Origin of the sequence: Candidatus Amarolinea dominans (genome assembly GCF_016704685.1) — a bacterium.
Taxonomy (GTDB): domain Bacteria; phylum Chloroflexota; class Anaerolineae; order SSC4; family Amarolineaceae; genus Amarolinea; species Amarolinea dominans.
In genome coordinates this window covers 78,026-95,915 of the sequence record NZ_JADIZS010000001.1, presented here as the reverse complement: position 1 = coordinate 95,915, position 17,890 = coordinate 78,026, and the positions used below count along the sequence as shown (strand labels likewise).

10 protein-coding genes are annotated in these 17,890 nt (G+C 66.0%); 7 read left to right on the top strand and 3 right to left on the bottom strand.

The annotated features are described in order from the left end of the window. Window position 1: 1 nt before the first annotated feature. On the bottom strand, window positions 2–973 hold the full coding sequence (locus tag IPF85_RS00370; RefSeq protein ID WP_343406074.1) for a carbohydrate kinase family protein: 972 nt from the start codon (window positions 971–973) through the stop codon (window positions 2–4). Window positions 974–1,161: 188 nt separating this feature from the next. Here IPF85_RS00370 and IPF85_RS00365 point away from each other — a divergent pair, with 188 nt between their 5' ends. Genes IPF85_RS00365 through IPF85_RS00355 form a run of 3 tightly spaced genes read left to right on the top strand, consistent with a single transcriptional unit; the run spans window position 1,162 to window position 3,224 of the window. Next, window positions 1,162–2,160, top strand: coding sequence for a MoxR family ATPase (locus tag IPF85_RS00365; RefSeq protein WP_343406073.1), 999 nt, complete (start codon window positions 1,162–1,164; stop codon window positions 2,158–2,160). A 25-nt stretch (window positions 2,161–2,185) separates the two neighbouring features. Beyond that, complete coding sequence (locus IPF85_RS00360; RefSeq protein ID WP_343406072.1) at window positions 2,186–2,422, top strand: hypothetical protein; 237 nt, start codon at window positions 2,186–2,188, stop codon at window positions 2,420–2,422. Continuing rightward, window positions 2,406–3,224, top strand: coding sequence for an HAD-IIA family hydrolase (locus IPF85_RS00355; RefSeq protein ID WP_343406071.1), 819 nt, complete (start codon window positions 2,406–2,408; stop codon window positions 3,222–3,224). Before IPF85_RS00360 ends, IPF85_RS00355 begins: the two co-directional genes overlap by 17 nt. Window positions 3,225–3,314: 90 nt before the next feature. On the opposite strand, the gene IPF85_RS00350 is transcribed toward IPF85_RS00355, so the two are convergent. Continuing rightward, entirely contained in the window at window positions 3,315–3,788 is a 474-nt protein-coding gene (locus tag IPF85_RS00350; RefSeq protein WP_343406070.1) for a hypothetical protein, read from the bottom strand. Next, entirely contained in the window at window positions 3,775–4,266 is a 492-nt protein-coding gene (locus IPF85_RS00345) for a (2Fe-2S) ferredoxin domain-containing protein (RefSeq protein ID WP_343406069.1), read from the bottom strand. Before IPF85_RS00345 ends, IPF85_RS00350 begins: the two co-directional genes overlap by 14 nt. Window positions 4,267–4,802: 536 nt before the next feature. Here IPF85_RS00345 and IPF85_RS00340 point away from each other — a divergent pair. From IPF85_RS00340 to IPF85_RS00325, 4 genes are all read left to right on the top strand, one after another. Beyond that, window positions 4,803–5,846, top strand: a complete 1,044-nt coding sequence (locus tag IPF85_RS00340) for a hypothetical protein (protein ID WP_343406068.1) — start codon at window positions 4,803–4,805, stop codon at window positions 5,844–5,846. 52 nt (window positions 5,847–5,898) lie between these two features. Then, window positions 5,899–9,093, top strand: coding sequence for an SdrD B-like domain-containing protein (locus tag IPF85_RS00335; RefSeq protein ID WP_343406067.1), 3,195 nt, complete (start codon window positions 5,899–5,901; stop codon window positions 9,091–9,093). Between the two features lie 1,531 nt (window positions 9,094–10,624). Continuing rightward, on the top strand, window positions 10,625–16,879 hold the full coding sequence (locus tag IPF85_RS00330) for an SdrD B-like domain-containing protein (protein ID WP_343406066.1): 6,255 nt from the start codon (window positions 10,625–10,627) through the stop codon (window positions 16,877–16,879). A gap of 233 nt (window positions 16,880–17,112) precedes the next feature. Continuing rightward, window positions 17,113–17,847, top strand: coding sequence for a hypothetical protein (locus tag IPF85_RS00325; RefSeq protein WP_343406065.1), 735 nt, complete (start codon window positions 17,113–17,115; stop codon window positions 17,845–17,847). Window positions 17,848–17,890 lie beyond the last annotated feature (43 nt).

Below are 17,890 nucleotides of genomic sequence, written 5' to 3'. Positions count from 1 at the left end.
GCTAGCCGGCCGCGTCCAGCATCGCCAATGTCTCCTCCCAGGTGCCAATGCCGGCCGTGGCGCCAAGCGATGTGACGCACTGCGCGCCAACCGCGTTGGCCAGACGCGCGGCAGCCGCCAAATCCCAGCCGCGCCAGAGGGCGGCGAGCAGCCCGGCGGCAAAGGCATCGCCCGCGCCGGTGGCGTCGAGCGCCGCGGCCGGAAAGCCCGGCACGGTCAACGCAGGGCCGGCCGCCGTCTTGACCAGGCAGCCCGCCGCGCCCAGCTTGATGACCACCGCGCTCACGCCCGCTGCCAGCAGCGCCTGACCGGCCGCATCCGGGGTCTGACAGCCGGTCAGCGCCTGCGCCTCGGCCAGATTGGGCAGGAAGAGGTGTACGAACGGCAGCGCAGGGCCGAGCATCTGCATCCAACGTCCGGTGTCGTCCCAAATGATGTCGAGCGATGTGAGTGCGCCCAACTGCCGGGCGCGGGCGAGAAGCTCCGCCAGGGGCGCGCCGTCCAGACCAGGCAGGACGAGCGCGCCGGCCACATGCACGATCGGCGCCCGTTCGATCAGACCCCAGTCCACATCGGCCAGGGTCAGGTGCGCATTGGCGCCCACCGCGTGAATGAAGCGCCGCTCGCCATCCGGGTCAACCAGCGCCAGGGTGCAGGAGGTGCCGGCGCCGGCCGTGCGCCGCAGGCCGGCCAGGCCAATGCCGCGGCGCCCCAATTCCTGCCGCAAGAACTCGCCCAACGCATCCGCGCCGGTGCGCGCGATCAGTTCAACCGGTACGCCCAGCCGGGCCAGGGCAGACGCGGTGTTGCCGCCGCTGCCGCCGCTGTAAAGGCCGATCGAATCCACCAGCGCCTGGCGGCCGGGCGCGGGCACGGTGCGCAGCGGATGGGCCACCAGGTCGGCCACGACGGAACCGATGCAGACGACCGGGCCGCGCCGGTCACGAGGATCAAGAGATGAGAATGCGTTCATGCCGCCCATTATACCATGTGGCCGCCGGGCGCGGGCGGCACCAGTTCCAAATGTAGCCTGGTTTTTAACCACAGCGGTTTCTCCGAAAACGCGTCTAAAGACCAGAGAAGGCCGGCGTCTTGCCTCTTTGTGTTTGCTACATTTGGAACTGCCCGTCGCCGGGCGGGCAAGTTGACTTCGATTCTCACATGCACTACAATGGCGGCCTGGGCGGGGAGCCGTCCAAGTTGGCAGGCGGTGGAGGCAGCGTGGATTTTACACAGTTCAACCAGGCGGTGCAGCACAATGTGGGCCAGGTGATCATCGGTAAGGCGTCGGCCATCGAGCTGCTGCTGGTGGCGCTGTTGAGCGACGGCCATGTGCTGATCGAGGACGTGCCGGGCATCGGCAAGACCACCCTGGCTAAGGCCCTGGCGCGCAGCATCAGCAGCAGCTTCGCCCGCATTCAGTTTACGCCGGACCTGCTGCCCAGCGATGTGACCGGCATCAGCTTCTTCAACCAAAGGGAGCAGGCATTCGAGTTCCGTCAAGGCCCGGTGTTCAGTCAACTCCTGCTGGCCGATGAGATCAACCGCGCGACGCCTCGCACGCAGTCCGCGCTGCTGGAGGCGATGCAGGAGCGTCAGGTGACGGTGGATGCAGAGACCTACGCCTTGCCCCGGCCCTTCCTGGTGTTGGCAACGCAGAATCCCATCGAATTGGAGGGAACCTTTCCGTTGCCAGAGGCGCAGCTCGATCGCTTCGTGCTGCAGATTCGCCTGGGCTATCCCGATGAAGCCGAGGAGGAGCAGATGCTGCTGCGCTATCAACAGGCGGAGCCGTTGGTGCAGCTACAGCCTGTGGCCACGATTGACGACGTGATCGCCTTGCAGTCTGCGGTGCGCGCGATCCATGTCAGCACCGACGTGCGTCGCTATGTGGTGCAGGTGATCCGCGCGACGCGCGCGCATCCGTCGGTGGAACTCGGCGTTTCGCCGCGTGGCACACTGGCCCTGGCCCGCGCCAGTCAGGCCCTGGCCGCGCTGCGCGGACGCGATTATGTCATTCCCAGCGATGTGCAGCACCTGGCCGCGGCCGTGCTGACGCACCGCGTGCATGTTAGCCCGCAGACGCGCCTGCGCGGCCGCACACCGCAGCAGGTGATCGCAGAGATCGCCGCGACCGTGCCGGCGCCGGTCGCAAGCTAGGCATACAGAACTAATGAACACGGATTTGAAAACAATGTGGCTGCGGCGCAGTCTGCCGGTGCGGGTTGGGTTGGGCTTTGCCGCGGCCGGGGTTCTGCTGGCGCTCATCGGCATCGTGCGCGGGAACGTTCCCCTCAATCCCCTCTCCATCGCGCTGGCGCTGGCGATTTCCGGCGGGGGCTGGTTCCTGGTCAGTTGGGCCATTGCCACGGCCGCGGTGGACGTGGAGCAGGATCTGCATGAACATGATTCCGACCACTGACGCCGGCTCATTGCGCCAGGCCAGCATTGGCGCGCTGCTCTTCGACATGGACGGCGTCATCTATCGGGGCAATGCGGCCATCCCCGGCGCCGCGGCGCTCATCGCCAATCTGCAGGCGCACCAAACTCCCTTTCTGTTCCTGACCAACAACGCCACGCTGACCGCAGCACAGTTTCAGGCCAAATTGGCAATCCTGGGCATCTACGTGGAGCAGGCGGCCGTCTTCACCAGCAGTATGGCAACAGCCGCCTGGCTGAGCCGGCAAGCGCCGCCGGGCGCGCCGGTTCTGGTCGTTGGGGAAGCAGGCTTGCGCCAGCCGGTGCTGGCCGCGGGCCTGACCGTGGTGACAGACTGGCGTCAGGCCGCCTGGGTGGCTGTGGGACTCGATCGTGAGGCCACCTGGTCTTCATTGAGGGACGCGGCGCTGGCGATTCGCGCGGGCGCTCGCTTCGTGGCGACTAACAGCGACGCCACGCTGCCGAGCGAGGAGGGTGAACTGCCGGGCGCCGGCGCTCTCGTCGCCTTCCTGCGCACCGCCACCGGCGTCGAGCCGACGGTGGTGGGCAAGCCGCAGGTCGCCATGTTCGAGCAGGCGCTGGCGCGACTGGGCATCATACCGGCGCAGGCGATCATGGTGGGCGACCGTGTGGAGACTGACATCGTCGGTGGACAGGCCGCGGGTCTGCGCACCATCGGCGTGCTCAGCGGCGTCAGCAGCGCCGCCGCCTTTGCCCAGGCCGTCCCGCCCCCCACCTGGGTCTTCGACAGCGTCGCCGAGATCAACCTGGCGCTATTTGAGTAACGCGCCTTCTCCCCTTGCGCAGGCTGGCTGCTCCACACATCGCTGGGCAAGACGACATCGCCATCCACAACACATGCTCCTTACAGGGAATTAGCCCTCGCGCTGCCATTCGAAGGAGCGGGCGGCCAGCCATTCGATGTGTGCGTAAAGGAATGGGTCGTCCATCTCCCGACGGGCATCGGCCACCCAGGGCATGATCGCCTCCCAGGTGTTGAGGCCGATCTCGCCGATGAGCCGGAACACCGCATCTTCCGGCAGCAGATTGCGGCGCAGCAGATCGCCGAGCGTTTCCACGAACAGGAGCACCCGCTGCAAGTAACGCAGTTCGCGGCTGCCGGCCGGGTATTTGCGCTTGACATCCCCCCAGGTATTGACCCCAAACTCGAAACGCAGCCAGGTGTAGGCCGCGTCGAAATCATCGCTGGTGATGATCTGGCAGATCTGCAGAAGTGCCGCAGCCTCGCCGGTAGCCCCACTGCCCATTGTGGTCAGCGGGGCCTCTGCCCGCGTCGAGTTGGCGGGGAGTGACGGGAGTACCGTTCGATTGCGTCTAAACAGCGGCATCGTCGCGCTCCTCTGCAACACCAGGGGTGGCGGCTGCTTCAGCCGCCGCGCGCAGCTCGGCGTAAAGGGCGGCGCGGCGCTTGTCGTTGGCCTTTTCCTGTTTTTCCAGGTCCTGCACGGCCGGCGGATAATGAGCGGTCTCCTTATTATTACCCGGCGGGGCGTTGTAGAGCAGGCGCGCCACCGGGCGACTCCCAGGGGGAGCGCCGGGCTGGCCGTGCAACAGGTGTGACTCGAAGATTTCGTCAACGTCGGCAGGCTGCACATGGGCGTACCAAACCGCGTCGGGGTAGATCACCAGGTTGGGGCCATGCCCGCACTGATTGAGGCAGCCAGAGCGATTGATACGAATCTCATTCTGCAGGCCGGCCGCGGCCACTCGCGCCTTGAGGCGCTTGAGCACTTGCTCGGTATCTCCATCGAAGGGGCAGAAGGCGCCGTAGGTGCAAACAAAGACATGCTGGCGGTATTGTCCCATTGAAATTCGTCCGTTTCTCCTGGTTTGTTCGGTAGTGCTGTAGCATGATAGCTGTGGTATGATAATAGAAAGGCGAACGCCTGTCAATGATGGATTGGCAGGCGGATGCATTTCAGTCCTGGGGCATAGCCCACGCAAGTGGGCTTCGCAGTCGTTGCAGCGACTTGCAGTCGCCTGCGTGTAGGTGGTCTCTTGGGCCGATTGTACTATATCCCAGATAAAGCCGTATTTCTATACTGAACGGCGTCACCTCCGAGACTGTTGATTACGCAGGACAGGGTAATGACAGTCATTTGATTCGTAAGCATCAGGCGCGATGATAACGATACAATGCGGGCGGACGCGTGACCTGGCGTGAGCGTCTGCGTCTTGTTCTTGGGCCGACGTTTGTTCGGACTGTTGTAAAGGCATATGTTGACCGAGCGCACCGTGAGTTCAGCAGGACACACCTGCCCGGGGCGCCCCAGATGGCCACGTTTCTCCCGGTGCCTCCCGATGTTCAAAGCGAGATTGGTTATTTTTGTTGGAGGCGTTCGATGAAGACCCTTGTATTTTCCCGTCAGCACACACGGCGATTTAGACTGCTCTACGTCGCCGTTATTGTTGCCCTGTTGTTGAGCCTGGCGCCCAGCCCGCTGCCAGGGACTCAGATCCCGGTTGCGTCCGCGCACAACCTGCAAACGCGCGATGTCTACGCGTACTTCGACCTCGACACGCAGACGATGTTGGACGCCCGCATCAACGGCGTTGGCTGGACTCCGCCAACCCCACTCCTGCAGGTGGGCGACGAGCTTGGCCTGGTGATGCGCGGCGTGCCCAAAGACGGCACCACCACCGGCGTCGGCGGCTACCTGGATTTCTACATCCCCACCGGCGTGACGGTGCTCGACGCCGCCTACCTGGCGCCGGTTGACAACGTCAGCGACGGCATCACCGGCTATGACCGCATCCCCATGAAGGGGCAGTCGCCCATCGCCATCGGCGCCGGCCCCGTCGGCGCCAAGATCAAGACCGAGATGATCGGTCTGACCCTGGGGCCGAACATCAACGGCGTCACCGAGGCGACCGTCAACGCCAGCGGCCTCATGCGCGGCACCATCGCCGGCGTCTACGGCGACACCGGCATCTTCTATGCTACCCACCCCGATACCGCCTGGAACACCTGGGCCACCACCGGCGGCTACGACCAGAATATCGGCACGAACGACAACACCGTGACCAACAACAGCGGTGATGTCATCGTCCCCCTCAACAAATGGGACGCCGAGCAACTGCTGGCCTGGGGCGCGAAAGCCCCCATCATCGCCATCGTAGACACCCCTGATCAGCGCGGCAACGCCCCCTGGGGCCTCGCCAATGGTGTCGCCGGACCCCAGAGCGGCTACGCCTGGGATTTCGACTGGGACGGATGGCGCGCCAGCGCGCAAACCGCAGCCGACATGCGCGCCGCCAGCAACCAGCTCGGCCCCTGGCAGCGCATCGCCTACCCCGGCAGCCGCGTCTCCAAGGACCAGGCCGGCCTCATCAGCCCGTCCTCGGCTTCACCTCCGAAGACGCCAGCAGCATCGGCACTGACTTGACCACCGGCGATTTGCCCCCACCACCTCGCAAACCGACGGCGCCAGCCCCAAAGTGCTGCGCTTCAGCGTCGGCCAAACCACTCAGTATGTTCCCGAATACGTCTGGGTCAAGATGCGCATTGACAGCGTCTCTTCCGGCTTCATCCAGCCCGACGGCTGCCCCTACTGGAACACCGGCGCGTTCGGCGGCGACGCCGGCGGCTCCGATAACGGCAAGGACCACCTCTGGCGCTACTACGAGCCAACCATCATCACCCTCAACGGCTGCGTGGCCGTCGGCAAACCCGCCACCGTTCCCGCGGTCAAAGTCGGCGACATCTTCTCCTACAAGGTCAAGTTCTACAACGCCGGCACGGTAGATCTCACCAACGTCGTGGTCAAGGACCAGCTCCCCAGCGGGGTGCTGTTCATCAGCGCCCTTCCCGCCCAGAACAGCGGTCCCAACCCCCTGGTCTGGAACGTTGGCACCCTCCTGCGCGGGCAGAAGTTCGAGGCCACCGTCACGGTCAAGGCCACCGGCACCGGTCCCCTGGAAAACATCGTCACCGTCACCACCAACCAGTTCCCCCCCGTCACCGCCACCGAAATCACCCCCTCCGGCGCCTACCCCATGCTGTCGCAGGTTAAGAGCGTCTCGCCAACGACGGTCGCGCCCGGCGGCACAGTGCAGTACACCATCACGATCAGCAATTACGGAACCGGCGCCTCCGGTTCGCCCGTCACGATCCAGGAATACCTGCCGACCGGTTTCACTTATGTCAGCAAGGACAGCGTAACAGTCAACGGCGCCAATGTCACGGCCACCACCACCGTCAACACCGGCAACCCCAACCAGCCGCTCTTCACCGTGCCCTCCGCCATCAATGCCGGGCAGTCGCTTGTCCTGAAATTCACCGCGCAGGTGCCCTCTGGCGCCACGGCCGGTTCCTACTGCAACTACTTCACCACCACCCACAACGGCGTCCCCTCCACCACCGGCTCGCAGGCCTGCGTCGCCGTCGGCGGCGGCGCGATTGGCGACACCCTCTTCCGCGATTGGGATGGCGACGGTAGCCAGGATCCCGAAGATGAGGGCCTGTCGGGCGTCACCGTCAACCTCTATGCCGGCGCCTGTCCCCCCTCCGGCGGCCCCCTCGCCAGCGCCACCACCGACGCCAACGGAAACTACCTGTTCAGCGGGCTAACCACCCCCGCCAGCTTCTGCGTGGACCCGCTCGCCCCGGCCGGTTACACCTCCACCACCCCGCCTGAACCGCGCACGGTCACACTAACGGCCAACCAGACCAACCTTAGCGCCGACTTCGGCTTCCAGCCCGGCGGCGTCGCCTCCATCGGCGACAAGGTCTTCGACGATGTCGCCAATGACGGCGTTTTCAACGGCGCGGACGTGGGCATCGACGGCGTCACCGTCACCCTTTATGAAGACACCAACGGCAACGGCGTCATTGACCCTGGCCAGGACGCGCTCATTGCCACCACCACCACCAGCGGCGGCGGTAATTACAGCTTCACCGGCCTGGATCCCACCCGCAGCTACATCGTCGCGGCCGCTGACGGCCCCGGCAGTGCGGTGGATGCCTACTTCGCCAACCCCTACGCCTCTTCCACTGGGGGGGGCGGAAGCAGCAACCAGGCTGTCTCCCCGGCCGACTTCACCGCCCAGGGGAACGCGGTCACCGACGCCGACTTCGGCTACTTCGGGCAGACCCCCGGCTCCATCGGCGACACCGTCTGCATTGACGCGGATGGCGACAAGGACTGCGATGGCAGCGACCAGGGCCTGGCCGGCGTCACCGTCACCCTCTACCGCGACGCCAACAGCGACGGCGTGCCCGATCCCGGCGAGCTCGTCACAACCACCAGCACCGATGCTGCCGGACACTACCTGTTCGACACCCTCGGCCCCGGCAGTTACATCGTCGTCGTGGACACCGGTGACCCGCAGATTCCGGCCGGCTACCTGCCTTCCACCGCGGACCAGGTCGCTGTCACCCTGGCCGTGGCCCAGAACCGCACCGACGTGGATTTCCCCTTCGGCCGCGTGCTCACCAAGGCCGTCAGCCCTGCCCACGCCAACCCCGGCGATACACTGTATTACACGATCACGGCTAACTACCCCAGCGCCGTGCTCCTGCAAAACGTCACCATCACCGACGCCGTGCCTACCGGGACCACCTTCGTCAGCGCCGGCCAGGGCGGGCAGCAGAGCGCCGGCGTCATCACCTGGAACCTCGGCAGCAACAGCGATGACCACCCCGTCACCACCGCCGCTGTGGGCACGGCCCTGTGCTATGCTTCGACGGCGCTGACGGCCATCGAGGATACCTACGTCAACCTGGCCGCCGCCACCACCAACTACGGCGCCGCCACCAGGATGGGCACCCGGCCGGCCAACGCTTCCAACCTCAAGCACAGCCTGCTGCGCTTCGACACCAGCGCCATTCCGGCCAGCGCCCAGATCCTCATCGCCGACCTCAGGGTCGTCGTCACGTCCAACCGCACCAATCACGTGGATGAAGTCCACCGCATGACCACCACCTGGACCGAGGCCGGCGCCACCTGGAACGACGCCGACGGCGGCGGCGCCGGCGATTGGGCCGCCGGCACGTTCGGGGCCGGCGATTACAGCGCCACCCTCCTGGGCAAACTCACCCCCAGCAGCAACGGCGCTAAAAACCTCAGTCTTGTCCCCGTCGTCGCCGATTGGGTCAACAACGGCATTCCCAACCGCGGCCTGGTACTCCTTTCCACCGGCGCCGACGGCGGTGACGCCGCCTATGCCACCAGCGAAAACGGCACCACCGCCAACCGCCCCACCCTCACCGTCGGCTACTACTACGAATCCCTTTCCCCGTGCAGCGGCGCCCCCGACCTGGTCGCTGTCGCCGACGCCTACGTCAACCAAAACAGCGCCAGCTCTTCCTATGGCGCGGCCACCACCATGTCCACCGCGCCGAGCAACAACAGTAGACAGCTCTCCAGCCTGGTGCGCTTCGACCTGGCCCCTATCCCGCCCGGCGCCACCATCACCAGCGCCACCTTCAAGCCCACCGTTACCACCAAACAGAACGGGGCATCGGACCAGGTGCGCCCCCTGCTCACCGCCTGGACCGAGAGCGCCACATGGAACGATGCTGACGGCAGCGGCAGCGGCGACTGGGCCGCCAGCTCGTTCAGCAGCAGCGACTACGGCGCCTCCCTCGGCGCCATCACCCCCACCTCCACCGGGCAAAAGAGCCTCGCCTAATCACCAGTCAGGTCAACGACTGGGTCAACAACGGTGTGCCCAATCGTGGCCTCGCGCTCATCGGCGTTGGCTCCAACAACAACAAAGCCGTCAAATACGGCACCCGCGAACACACCACCACTGGCAGTCGCCCGATTCTCACCGTCTCCTGGAGTCAGGCCGTCAACACTCTCCCCCAGACTACCCTGGAACTGCACGCCGAACCCCTCTTCCTCGGCGGCGCCGGCCAGATCAAAGTCACCATGACCGCCTCCTCCGCCGGCACGGTCAGCGGCGTCACCCCGCCCGCCAGCCTGACCATCAACGCCACCGGCGGCGCCAGCGCCGTGCTCAACAGCGGCCCCACCCCGCCCGGCCCGGTCACCATCTCCCCCGGCAGCCCGGCCAGCTTCGTCTACATCTACGACGTCACCCCCGGCAGCCTGCCCGGCAGCCTCAGCTTCACCGGCAAGCCCGCCCCCGCCGCCAACTTCGGCACCGCCACCTCCGAAGGCGTCATCGTCAGCCCGGCCCTCACCTTCCAGGTCACGGTGAACAATCCTGCCACGGTGACGGTCGTCGAAAACGTTGCCAATATCTCCGCCTCCGAACCGGACACCCGGCTCGGCCCGGACCTATGCTACCTCGTGGCCGACAACAACCCCGACACCAGCACGGCCGACCGCCTGCTCAGCATTGACCCCACCACCGGCGATTTCGTGGACATCGGCGCCACCAGCACCAATAACATGGAAGCCCTCACCTGGAACCTGGACGGCACGGTGCTCTACGGCGTCGAGGCCGGTCAGCTCGTCACCGTGGACAAGGACACCGGCGCGCGCACCGTCGTCGGCACGATCGGCGCCATCGCCGGCACATTCGGCAGCATCGCCACGCCCGATGTGGACGGCCTCAGCTTCGATCCGGCCGACGGCAAACTCTACGCCGTCGCCCGCCGCGAGGACGGCACCAACGGCAACACCCTACTGGACGTGCTGTTCCAGATCGCCCCCGCCACCGGCGCCCGCGTCGCCAACGCCTACGGCGCCGGCGTGGACTACATCGCCATCAACACGAACACGTTGCCCACGGCGCTCTACGACGTGGACGATCTCGCGTTCGACGATGCTGGCGTGCTCTACGCCATCGCCAACGACGCCACCGCCAACATGGGTCTCTCCGACCGCCTGGTGACGCTGAACAAGAGTACCGGCGCGGTCACCGATGTGGCCAGCTTCGTGGACGCGGCCGATGGCACAACCGCGGTCACCGATGTGGAAGGCCTTTCCTTCCTGCCCGGCGTCGGCCTGCTCGCCAGCACCGGCGACGCCTCCACCACCACCGCCCAGCGCAACACCGTCTGGACCGTGGATGCAGACACGGCCGAGATGACCGCCATCATCGCCGTTCCCGCGTACAGCCAGACCGACTACGAGGGCCTGGCCTGTCTGCCCGGACCGTTCGAGCCGGGCGATCTCATCCTGCCCCCCACGCCCAGCAACCACGTGGACACCCCCTCGGCGCCTCCATCGGCGATCTCGTCTGGGCTGATGTGGATGGCGACGGGATCAAGGACGCCAACGAGCCTGGCCTGGCCGGCGTCGAGGTCTGCGCTACGCCCACTGTCGGCGGCGCGACCGTCTGCGTGGTCACCGACAGCCTCGGCAACTACACCCTCGGCGGCCTCACCAACGGCACGAGCTACAACGTCACCGTCACCCTCTCCACCGTTCCGCCCGGCTACGTGCCCACCACCCCCACCACCCTCACCGTGACGGCCACCACCGCCGGAACCCTCACCGCGGACTTTGGTCTGCAGCCGCCCGGCACGGCCACCATCGGCGATACGGTCTGGCTCGATGCCGACGAAGACGGAACCCTCGATCCCACCGAGAACGGCTTGCCCGGGGTTACGGTCCGCCTCTACCAGGATGCCAACAACAACGGCGTCATTGACGCCGGCGACACCCTGCTGCAGACGGACGTCACCGACGCCAACGGCAACTACCTCTTCTCCGGCCTCAACCCGGACGACTTCCTGGTTCAGGTGGATCCCACCAGCCCGGTGACGACGACGTTCGGTGTGGTGACGACCATCGGTGCGGCCATGAGCACCACCGCCGGCGCCACCAACCCGCGCGATGTCACCGTCACCGCGGCCGGCCAGACCATCACCAATGCCGATTTTGGCTACAACTGGGGCGGCAGCATCGGCGACCGCCTCTGGTACGATGACGACGGCGATGGGATCGGCCCGGCCGGCACGCCCGGCGGCACCGACACAGGGGAGCCATACGTGGCCGTCGGCGGCGTGCTCAACCTCTACTACGACAGCAACGGCAACGGCGCCGTAGACCCCGGCGAACCCATCGTCGCCGTGGCCTTCAGCGACGCCGTCGGCTACTACTTGTTCGACAACCTGCCGCCCGGCAACTACGTGGTCAAGGCCGAAGAACAGCAGATCCCTGCCCCCGTCAGCAGCCCCCACGCCGGCCAGATCGGCTACATGGTCGCCAGCACCGGCAGCAGCGCGGGCGTCAGCCTCAGCGGCAACCAGGCTTACACCCAGGCCGACTTCGGCTTCATCGAGGCCGGCGAGGTCAGCGGCCATGTGTTCCACGATGCCAACAGTAACGGCGTGTTCGATGCCGGCGAAACCCCCCTGCCCAACGTTACCGTCACCCTCACCGGCGCCGATCTCAACGGCAATCCGGTCAGCCTGACCACTACTACCGACGCGGCCGGAGAGTACGAGTTCGTCGCGCCCCCCGGCAACTACACCATCACCTATAACACCGGCGACCCCGACATCCCGCCGGCCCTCACCCAGGCCACCACCCCGGTGACGGTCAGTCTCACCCTCAACGCCGGCGCTGAGGTCGGCGGCATTGACTTCGGCCGCGACCACCCAGGCAGCGTGGGTGATACCCTCTTCGTGGACGCCAACGGCAACGGTCTGCAGGACAGCGGTGAACCCGGTCTGGCCAATGTCACGGTCAGCCTCTACGACAGCAGCGGAACCACCCTGCTCGCCACCACCGTCAGCGACGCGTCGGGTCACTACCTCTTCACCGGCCTCCCCGATGCAACCTACGAGGTGCGCATCGTTACGGCCACCCTGCCCACCGACTACGCCCAAACGGCCGATCCCGATCAGACCGGCGCATGCACCACCTGCGACAACCGCGGCGCGGCCACGGTCAGCGGCGGCGGCAGCGATCTCACCCTGGACTTTGGCTACCAGTATCAGCCCGGCGGAATCCCCGCCTCCACCAATACCATTTCCGGCGTGCTCTGGAATGACCAGGACGGCGATGGCGTCTTCGATGTCGGCGAACCGATGCTCACCGGCGTCTCCGTCGTCGTAGACTGCGGCGCCAACGGAACCTTCCTCGCTACCACCGGCGCCCTGGTGCTCGGCCACAACTGGTCCGTCGTCGGCGTGCCCGACGGCAGTAACTGCACGATCACCCCGGACCCAACGACGCTGCCGCTCGGTTATGACCCGACCACCGTCACCTCCCGCACGGTCACCAACGTCCAGACCGATGTCAGCAGCCAGAACTTTGGCTACTGGCTGCAGCCCAGCAGCCTCAGCGGCAAGGTCGTCGTCGGCACCGGCAACGGCCAGGCCGACCCAGGCGAGACGCCGCTCAGCGGTGTTACCGTCACCCTGCGCTTTGCCGGCGCGGACGGCATCCTCGGCACGGCCGACGATGTCCTGTCAGCCACGACGACTGACGCCACCGGCGCGTACACCTTCACCAACCTGCTCCCCGGCCTCTACCAGGTGATGGAAACCAATCCCGCCGGTTATGTCAGCGTCGCTGACCGCGACTTCGGCAACCCCGACAACATCACCGTCGTTCTCGCCAGCAACCAGAACATCACCACCCGCGACTTCGAGGACACCCCCATCACCGGCGCCGTTACCGGCGCCGTCTTCACCGACCTCGATGGCGACGGCGTTCCCGACCCCGGCGAGGCGCCGCTCAACGGCGTCACCCTCACCATCTACGGCCCCGGCGTAGATGGCATCCTCGGCACGCCCGACGACACCCTGGTGGGAACCACTACCACCAACGCCTCAGGCGTCTACACCTTCACCAACCTGCCGGTCGGCCCGTACCTGGTCGTCGAAACCGACCCGCCCGGCTACACCTCCACCACCCCCAACAGCGTGCCCGTCTTCGCCCCCCCCAGCGGTGTGGCCACTGCCAACTTCGGCGATCAACCGGCCGCCACCATCTCCGGCGTCGTCTTCGATGACAACAACGGTAATGGCGCCCAAGGCCCCTCCGAACCCGGCCTGGCCGGCGTCACGGTGCAGCTCATCAACCCCACCACCGGCGCCGTCGTCGCCACCACCACCACCAACCCCGACGGCTCCTACAGCTTCAGCGGCGTCGCGCCCGGCAGCTACATCGTGCGTGAGACCGACCCCGCCGGCTACACCAGCACCACCTCGAACAATGTGCCGGTCAGCGTGGCCTCCGGCGGCGCCGCAACGGCCAACTTCGGCGATCAGCAGCCGGCCACGGTGGTAGGCACGGTCTTCGCTGACCTCGACGGCGATGGAACCCAGGGCCCCGGCGAGAACGGGCTTCCCGGCGTCACCGTCGGCCTCTACGACAGCGGCGGCAGCCTGGTGACGACCACCACTACCGCGGCCGACGGTTCCTATCTGTTCAGCAGCGTCGCGCCCGGCGCGTACACGGTGCGTGAGACCGACCCGGCCGGCTACGTCAGCACGACCACCAATATCGTGCCCGTCAGCGTACCTGCGGGCGGCGTCGGCGTGGCAGACTTCGGCGATCAACCGCAGGGCACCATCTCCGGCGTGGTCTTCAACGACGCCAACGGCAACGGCGTTCAGGACCCCGGCGAGATCGGGCTGGCCGGCGTCACCGTAGACTTGGTGGATCCCATCACCGGATTGGTGGTGGCCTCGACCACGACCAACCCCGACGGCTCCTACACCTTCAGCGGCGTCACGCCCGGCGCCTATCTCGTTCGTGAGACCGACCCGGCCGGCTTTACCTCCACCACCCCCAACACCGTCCCTGTCAGCGTCGCCCCCGGCGGCAGCGCCAGCGCCAACTTCGGGGACCAACTGCAAGGCACGGTGGCCGGCACCGTCTTCGACGACTTCAACGGCAACGGGGTGCAGGACCCCGGCGAGAACGGCCTCGGCGGCGTCACCGTCGCCCTCTACAACAGCGGCGGCACCCTGGTGGGTACCACCACCACCGCCGGCGATGGCTCCTACCTCTTCACCGGCGTCGCGCCCGGCGCCTACACCGTCCGCGAAACTGACCCGGCCGGCTGGTCGAGCACCACCGCTAACGTCGTCCCGGTCAGCGTTCCCCCCGGCGGCTCTGCCAACGCCGACTTCGGCGATCAACTCCCCGGTACGATCTCCGGCGTCGTCTTCAACGATCTCGACGGAGACGGCGTACAAGACCCAGGCGAACCCGGGCTGGGCGGCGTCACCGTGCAACTGATTAACCCGACCACCGGCGCGGTGGTGGCGACCACCACCACGGCGGCCGATGGGTCCTACAGCTTCAGCGGCGTGGCCCCTGGCGCCTACATCGTGCGCGAAGTGGACCCCAGCGGCTTCACGTCAACCACCGCGAATACCGTGCCGGTCAGCGTCCCCGCGGGCGGCGCGGCCACGGCCAACTTCGGCGACCAACAGATTGGCAGCGTAGTAGGCACCGTCTTCAACGATGTCAACGGCAACGGGGTCCAGGACCCCGGCGAGAACGGCCTCGGCGGCGTCACCGTCGGTCTCTACGACAGCGGCGGCGTCCTGGTAACGACCACCACCACCGCTGGCGACGGATCTTACCTCTTCAGCGGCGTTGCGCCCGGCCCCTACACCGTGCGTGAGACCGACCCGGCCGGCTATGCCAGCACGACCACCAACATCGTCCCGGTCAGCGTCCCCCCCGGTGGCGCCGCCAGCGCCGACTTCGGCGACCGCCTGCCTGCCTCGGTGTCCGGCGTCGTCTATCAAGACGCCAACAACAACGGCAGCCAGGACCCCGGCGAAAATGGCCTGGGCGGGGTGACGGTTCAGCTCATTGACTCCACCACCGGCCTCGTCGTTGCTACCACGACCACGGCCGGCGACGGCTCCTACCTCTTCCTCAACGTCCCCCCCGGCAGCTACATCGTGCGCGAAACCGACCCCGTCGGCTTCACCTCCACGACGCCCAACGATGTGGGTGTCAGTGTGCCCTCCGGCGGCAGCGCCAGCGCCAACTTCGGCGACAACCTGCCCGGCAGTGTGGCGGGCACGGTCTTCGACGACATCGACGGCGACGGCGTCCAGGACTCCCCCCTCCATGAAACTGGCCTCGGCGGCGTGACTATCGGCCTCTACAGCAGCGGCGGCGCCCTGCTTGCCAGCACCACCACGTCTGGCGATGGCAGCTACCTCTTTACCAACGTCGCGCCTGGCTCTTACTCGGTGCGCGAGACCGACCCCAGCGGCTGGTCGAGCACCACGTCCAACAACGTACCGGTGACGGTGCCAGCCGGTGGCCTCGGCCACGCCGACTTCGGCGATCAACTCATCGCCTCGGTCTCCGGCGTCGTCTTCGATGACCTCAATGGCAATGGCGTCCAGGACCCCGGCGAACCCGGCCTGCCCGGCGTCACTGTCCAACTGATCAACCCGAGCACGGGCAGTGTGGTGGCTACGACTGTCACGGCCGGCGACGGCTCCTACATCTTCCGTAGCGTGACCCCGGGCGCGTACACCGTGCGTGAGACCGACCCGACCGGCTTCAACAGCACTACGCCGAACGACGTCTCCGTGTCGGTCCCGGCCGGCGGCGCCGCGGTAGCCAACTTCGGCGACCGCCAGGTGGGCACGGTCAGCGGCGTCGTCTTCAATGACATCAACGGCAACGGCAGCCAACAGGGAAGCGAGGCCGGTCTGGCCGGCGTCACCGTTGGCCTGTATGACGGCGGCAACAACCTGATCGCCACCACCACCACCGCCGGTAATGGCTCCTACCTCTTCCTCAACGTCCCCCCCGGCAGCTACAGCGTCCGTGAAACCGACCCGGCCGGCTTCCTGAGCACGACGCCCAACAGCGTCAACGTCACCGTCCCCGCCGGCGGCTCCGCCAGCGCCAACTTCGGCGATCAGATCATCGCCCTGGGCGCCGCCTCCCTCAGCGGCGTGGTCTACCTCGACTCGAACGGTAACGGCATCCACGATCCCGCCGAAACCGTGGGCATCGCCGGGGCGCCGGTGACGATCTACGGCCCCAACGGTGTGATCATCACGCGCACCACCACCATCACCGGCTTCTACAGCGTCACCAACCTGCCCCCCGGTGTCTACACGGTGACGATGCCCAACACGCTCAACTCCCCCACCGCGGTGCTGAGCTCTCCGAGTCAACTCAACGCCACCCTGGCCTCCGGCGAGAACCGCACCGGCCTCGACTTCGGCTACGTGTTGCCCACCGGCTTCACCATCGTCAGCTTCACGGCCCAATGGCAGGGCGATGTGGTCGTCGTCCGCTGGATCGCCATCAACGAAGGCGCCCTCGCCGGCTACCACATCTACCGCTCAACCGACCCCGACGGCTCAGACCTGGTGCGCGTGACGCAGCAGATGGTGCCGGTCGCGGGCGGCACGTATCAGATCAACGATACCACCGCCGTGCGCGGGCAACCCTACTGGTACTGGGTGCAGACTCAGCCCGACGAGCTCCTGATCGGGCCTTACCCGATGACCGTGAGCAGTAAAGTTTTCATCCCCGTCATGCGTAAGCATCGCTAACGCAAGGCGGCGCAGTTCGTCATAGCGCCGCTCGCCAGACAAACCTCCGTGGCAACTTTGCCACGGAGGTTTTTTGTTTCAAGCCAGCACACAATGTCTTTTGGCCTTCTCATGCGTCATTATGCGTATCGAGACCGAATGCTGCGGTTTCTGAAGAGTACGAAATGCGGGCATTGCGAAATGCGGGCATTGCGAACATTATTTCACCACGTCTCCTGAATTGAGGACCAGCCATGTTTTCTTTCGACGACGAAAAACCGACGATTACCTATGGCTATCGGTTCAGCTTGGGAAACGGCGCAGAACGTGAGTTCAAGGTGGAACTTGACCGGGCCAGCTTGAGTGTGGTCCCTACGCCAATGGAATCCTACCCCGCTTGGACGGCGCTCACCAGTCACCAATGCGCAGGTTGTCCCCTCAAACCAGAGCAACACCCGCGCTGCCCTATCGCCGCCAACCTGGTGGAGATCGTAGATTTTTTCAAGGACGCCGCGTCCTATGACAAGGCCGTCGTAGAAATCTCCAGTGAGGCCAGAAACTACGTGAAGGAAACCCCGCTGCAACGCGGCATCAGTTCGCTGCTCGGCATTTACATGGTGACGAGTGGCTGTCCTGTCATGGAAAAACTCAAGCCGATGGTGGCGATTCATCTGCCCTTTGCCACCGCGCAAGAGACCACCTATCGTGTCACCTCGATGTATCTGTTGGCGCAATTCTTCATTGCCCGCCGCGGCGGACAGCCAGATTGGAGCCTGGAAAACCTGCCCCGGGTTTACGATGACATCCGCATGGTCAACCGTGGATTCGTCAATCGCCTGCTGGCCGCGGGCGTGCAAGATGCCAGCATCAACGCCATCATCCTGCTCGACACGTTTGCCAGTTATGTACACTATCCCGGCGCAGATTCACCGCTCGGTGAGATCGTCGGGCAAATGGAAGCGCTGTTTCACGCCTACATGCCCCCATGAGCCTGTTTCTGAGTTGACGCGGCACAACGTCGCATGGCGCTGA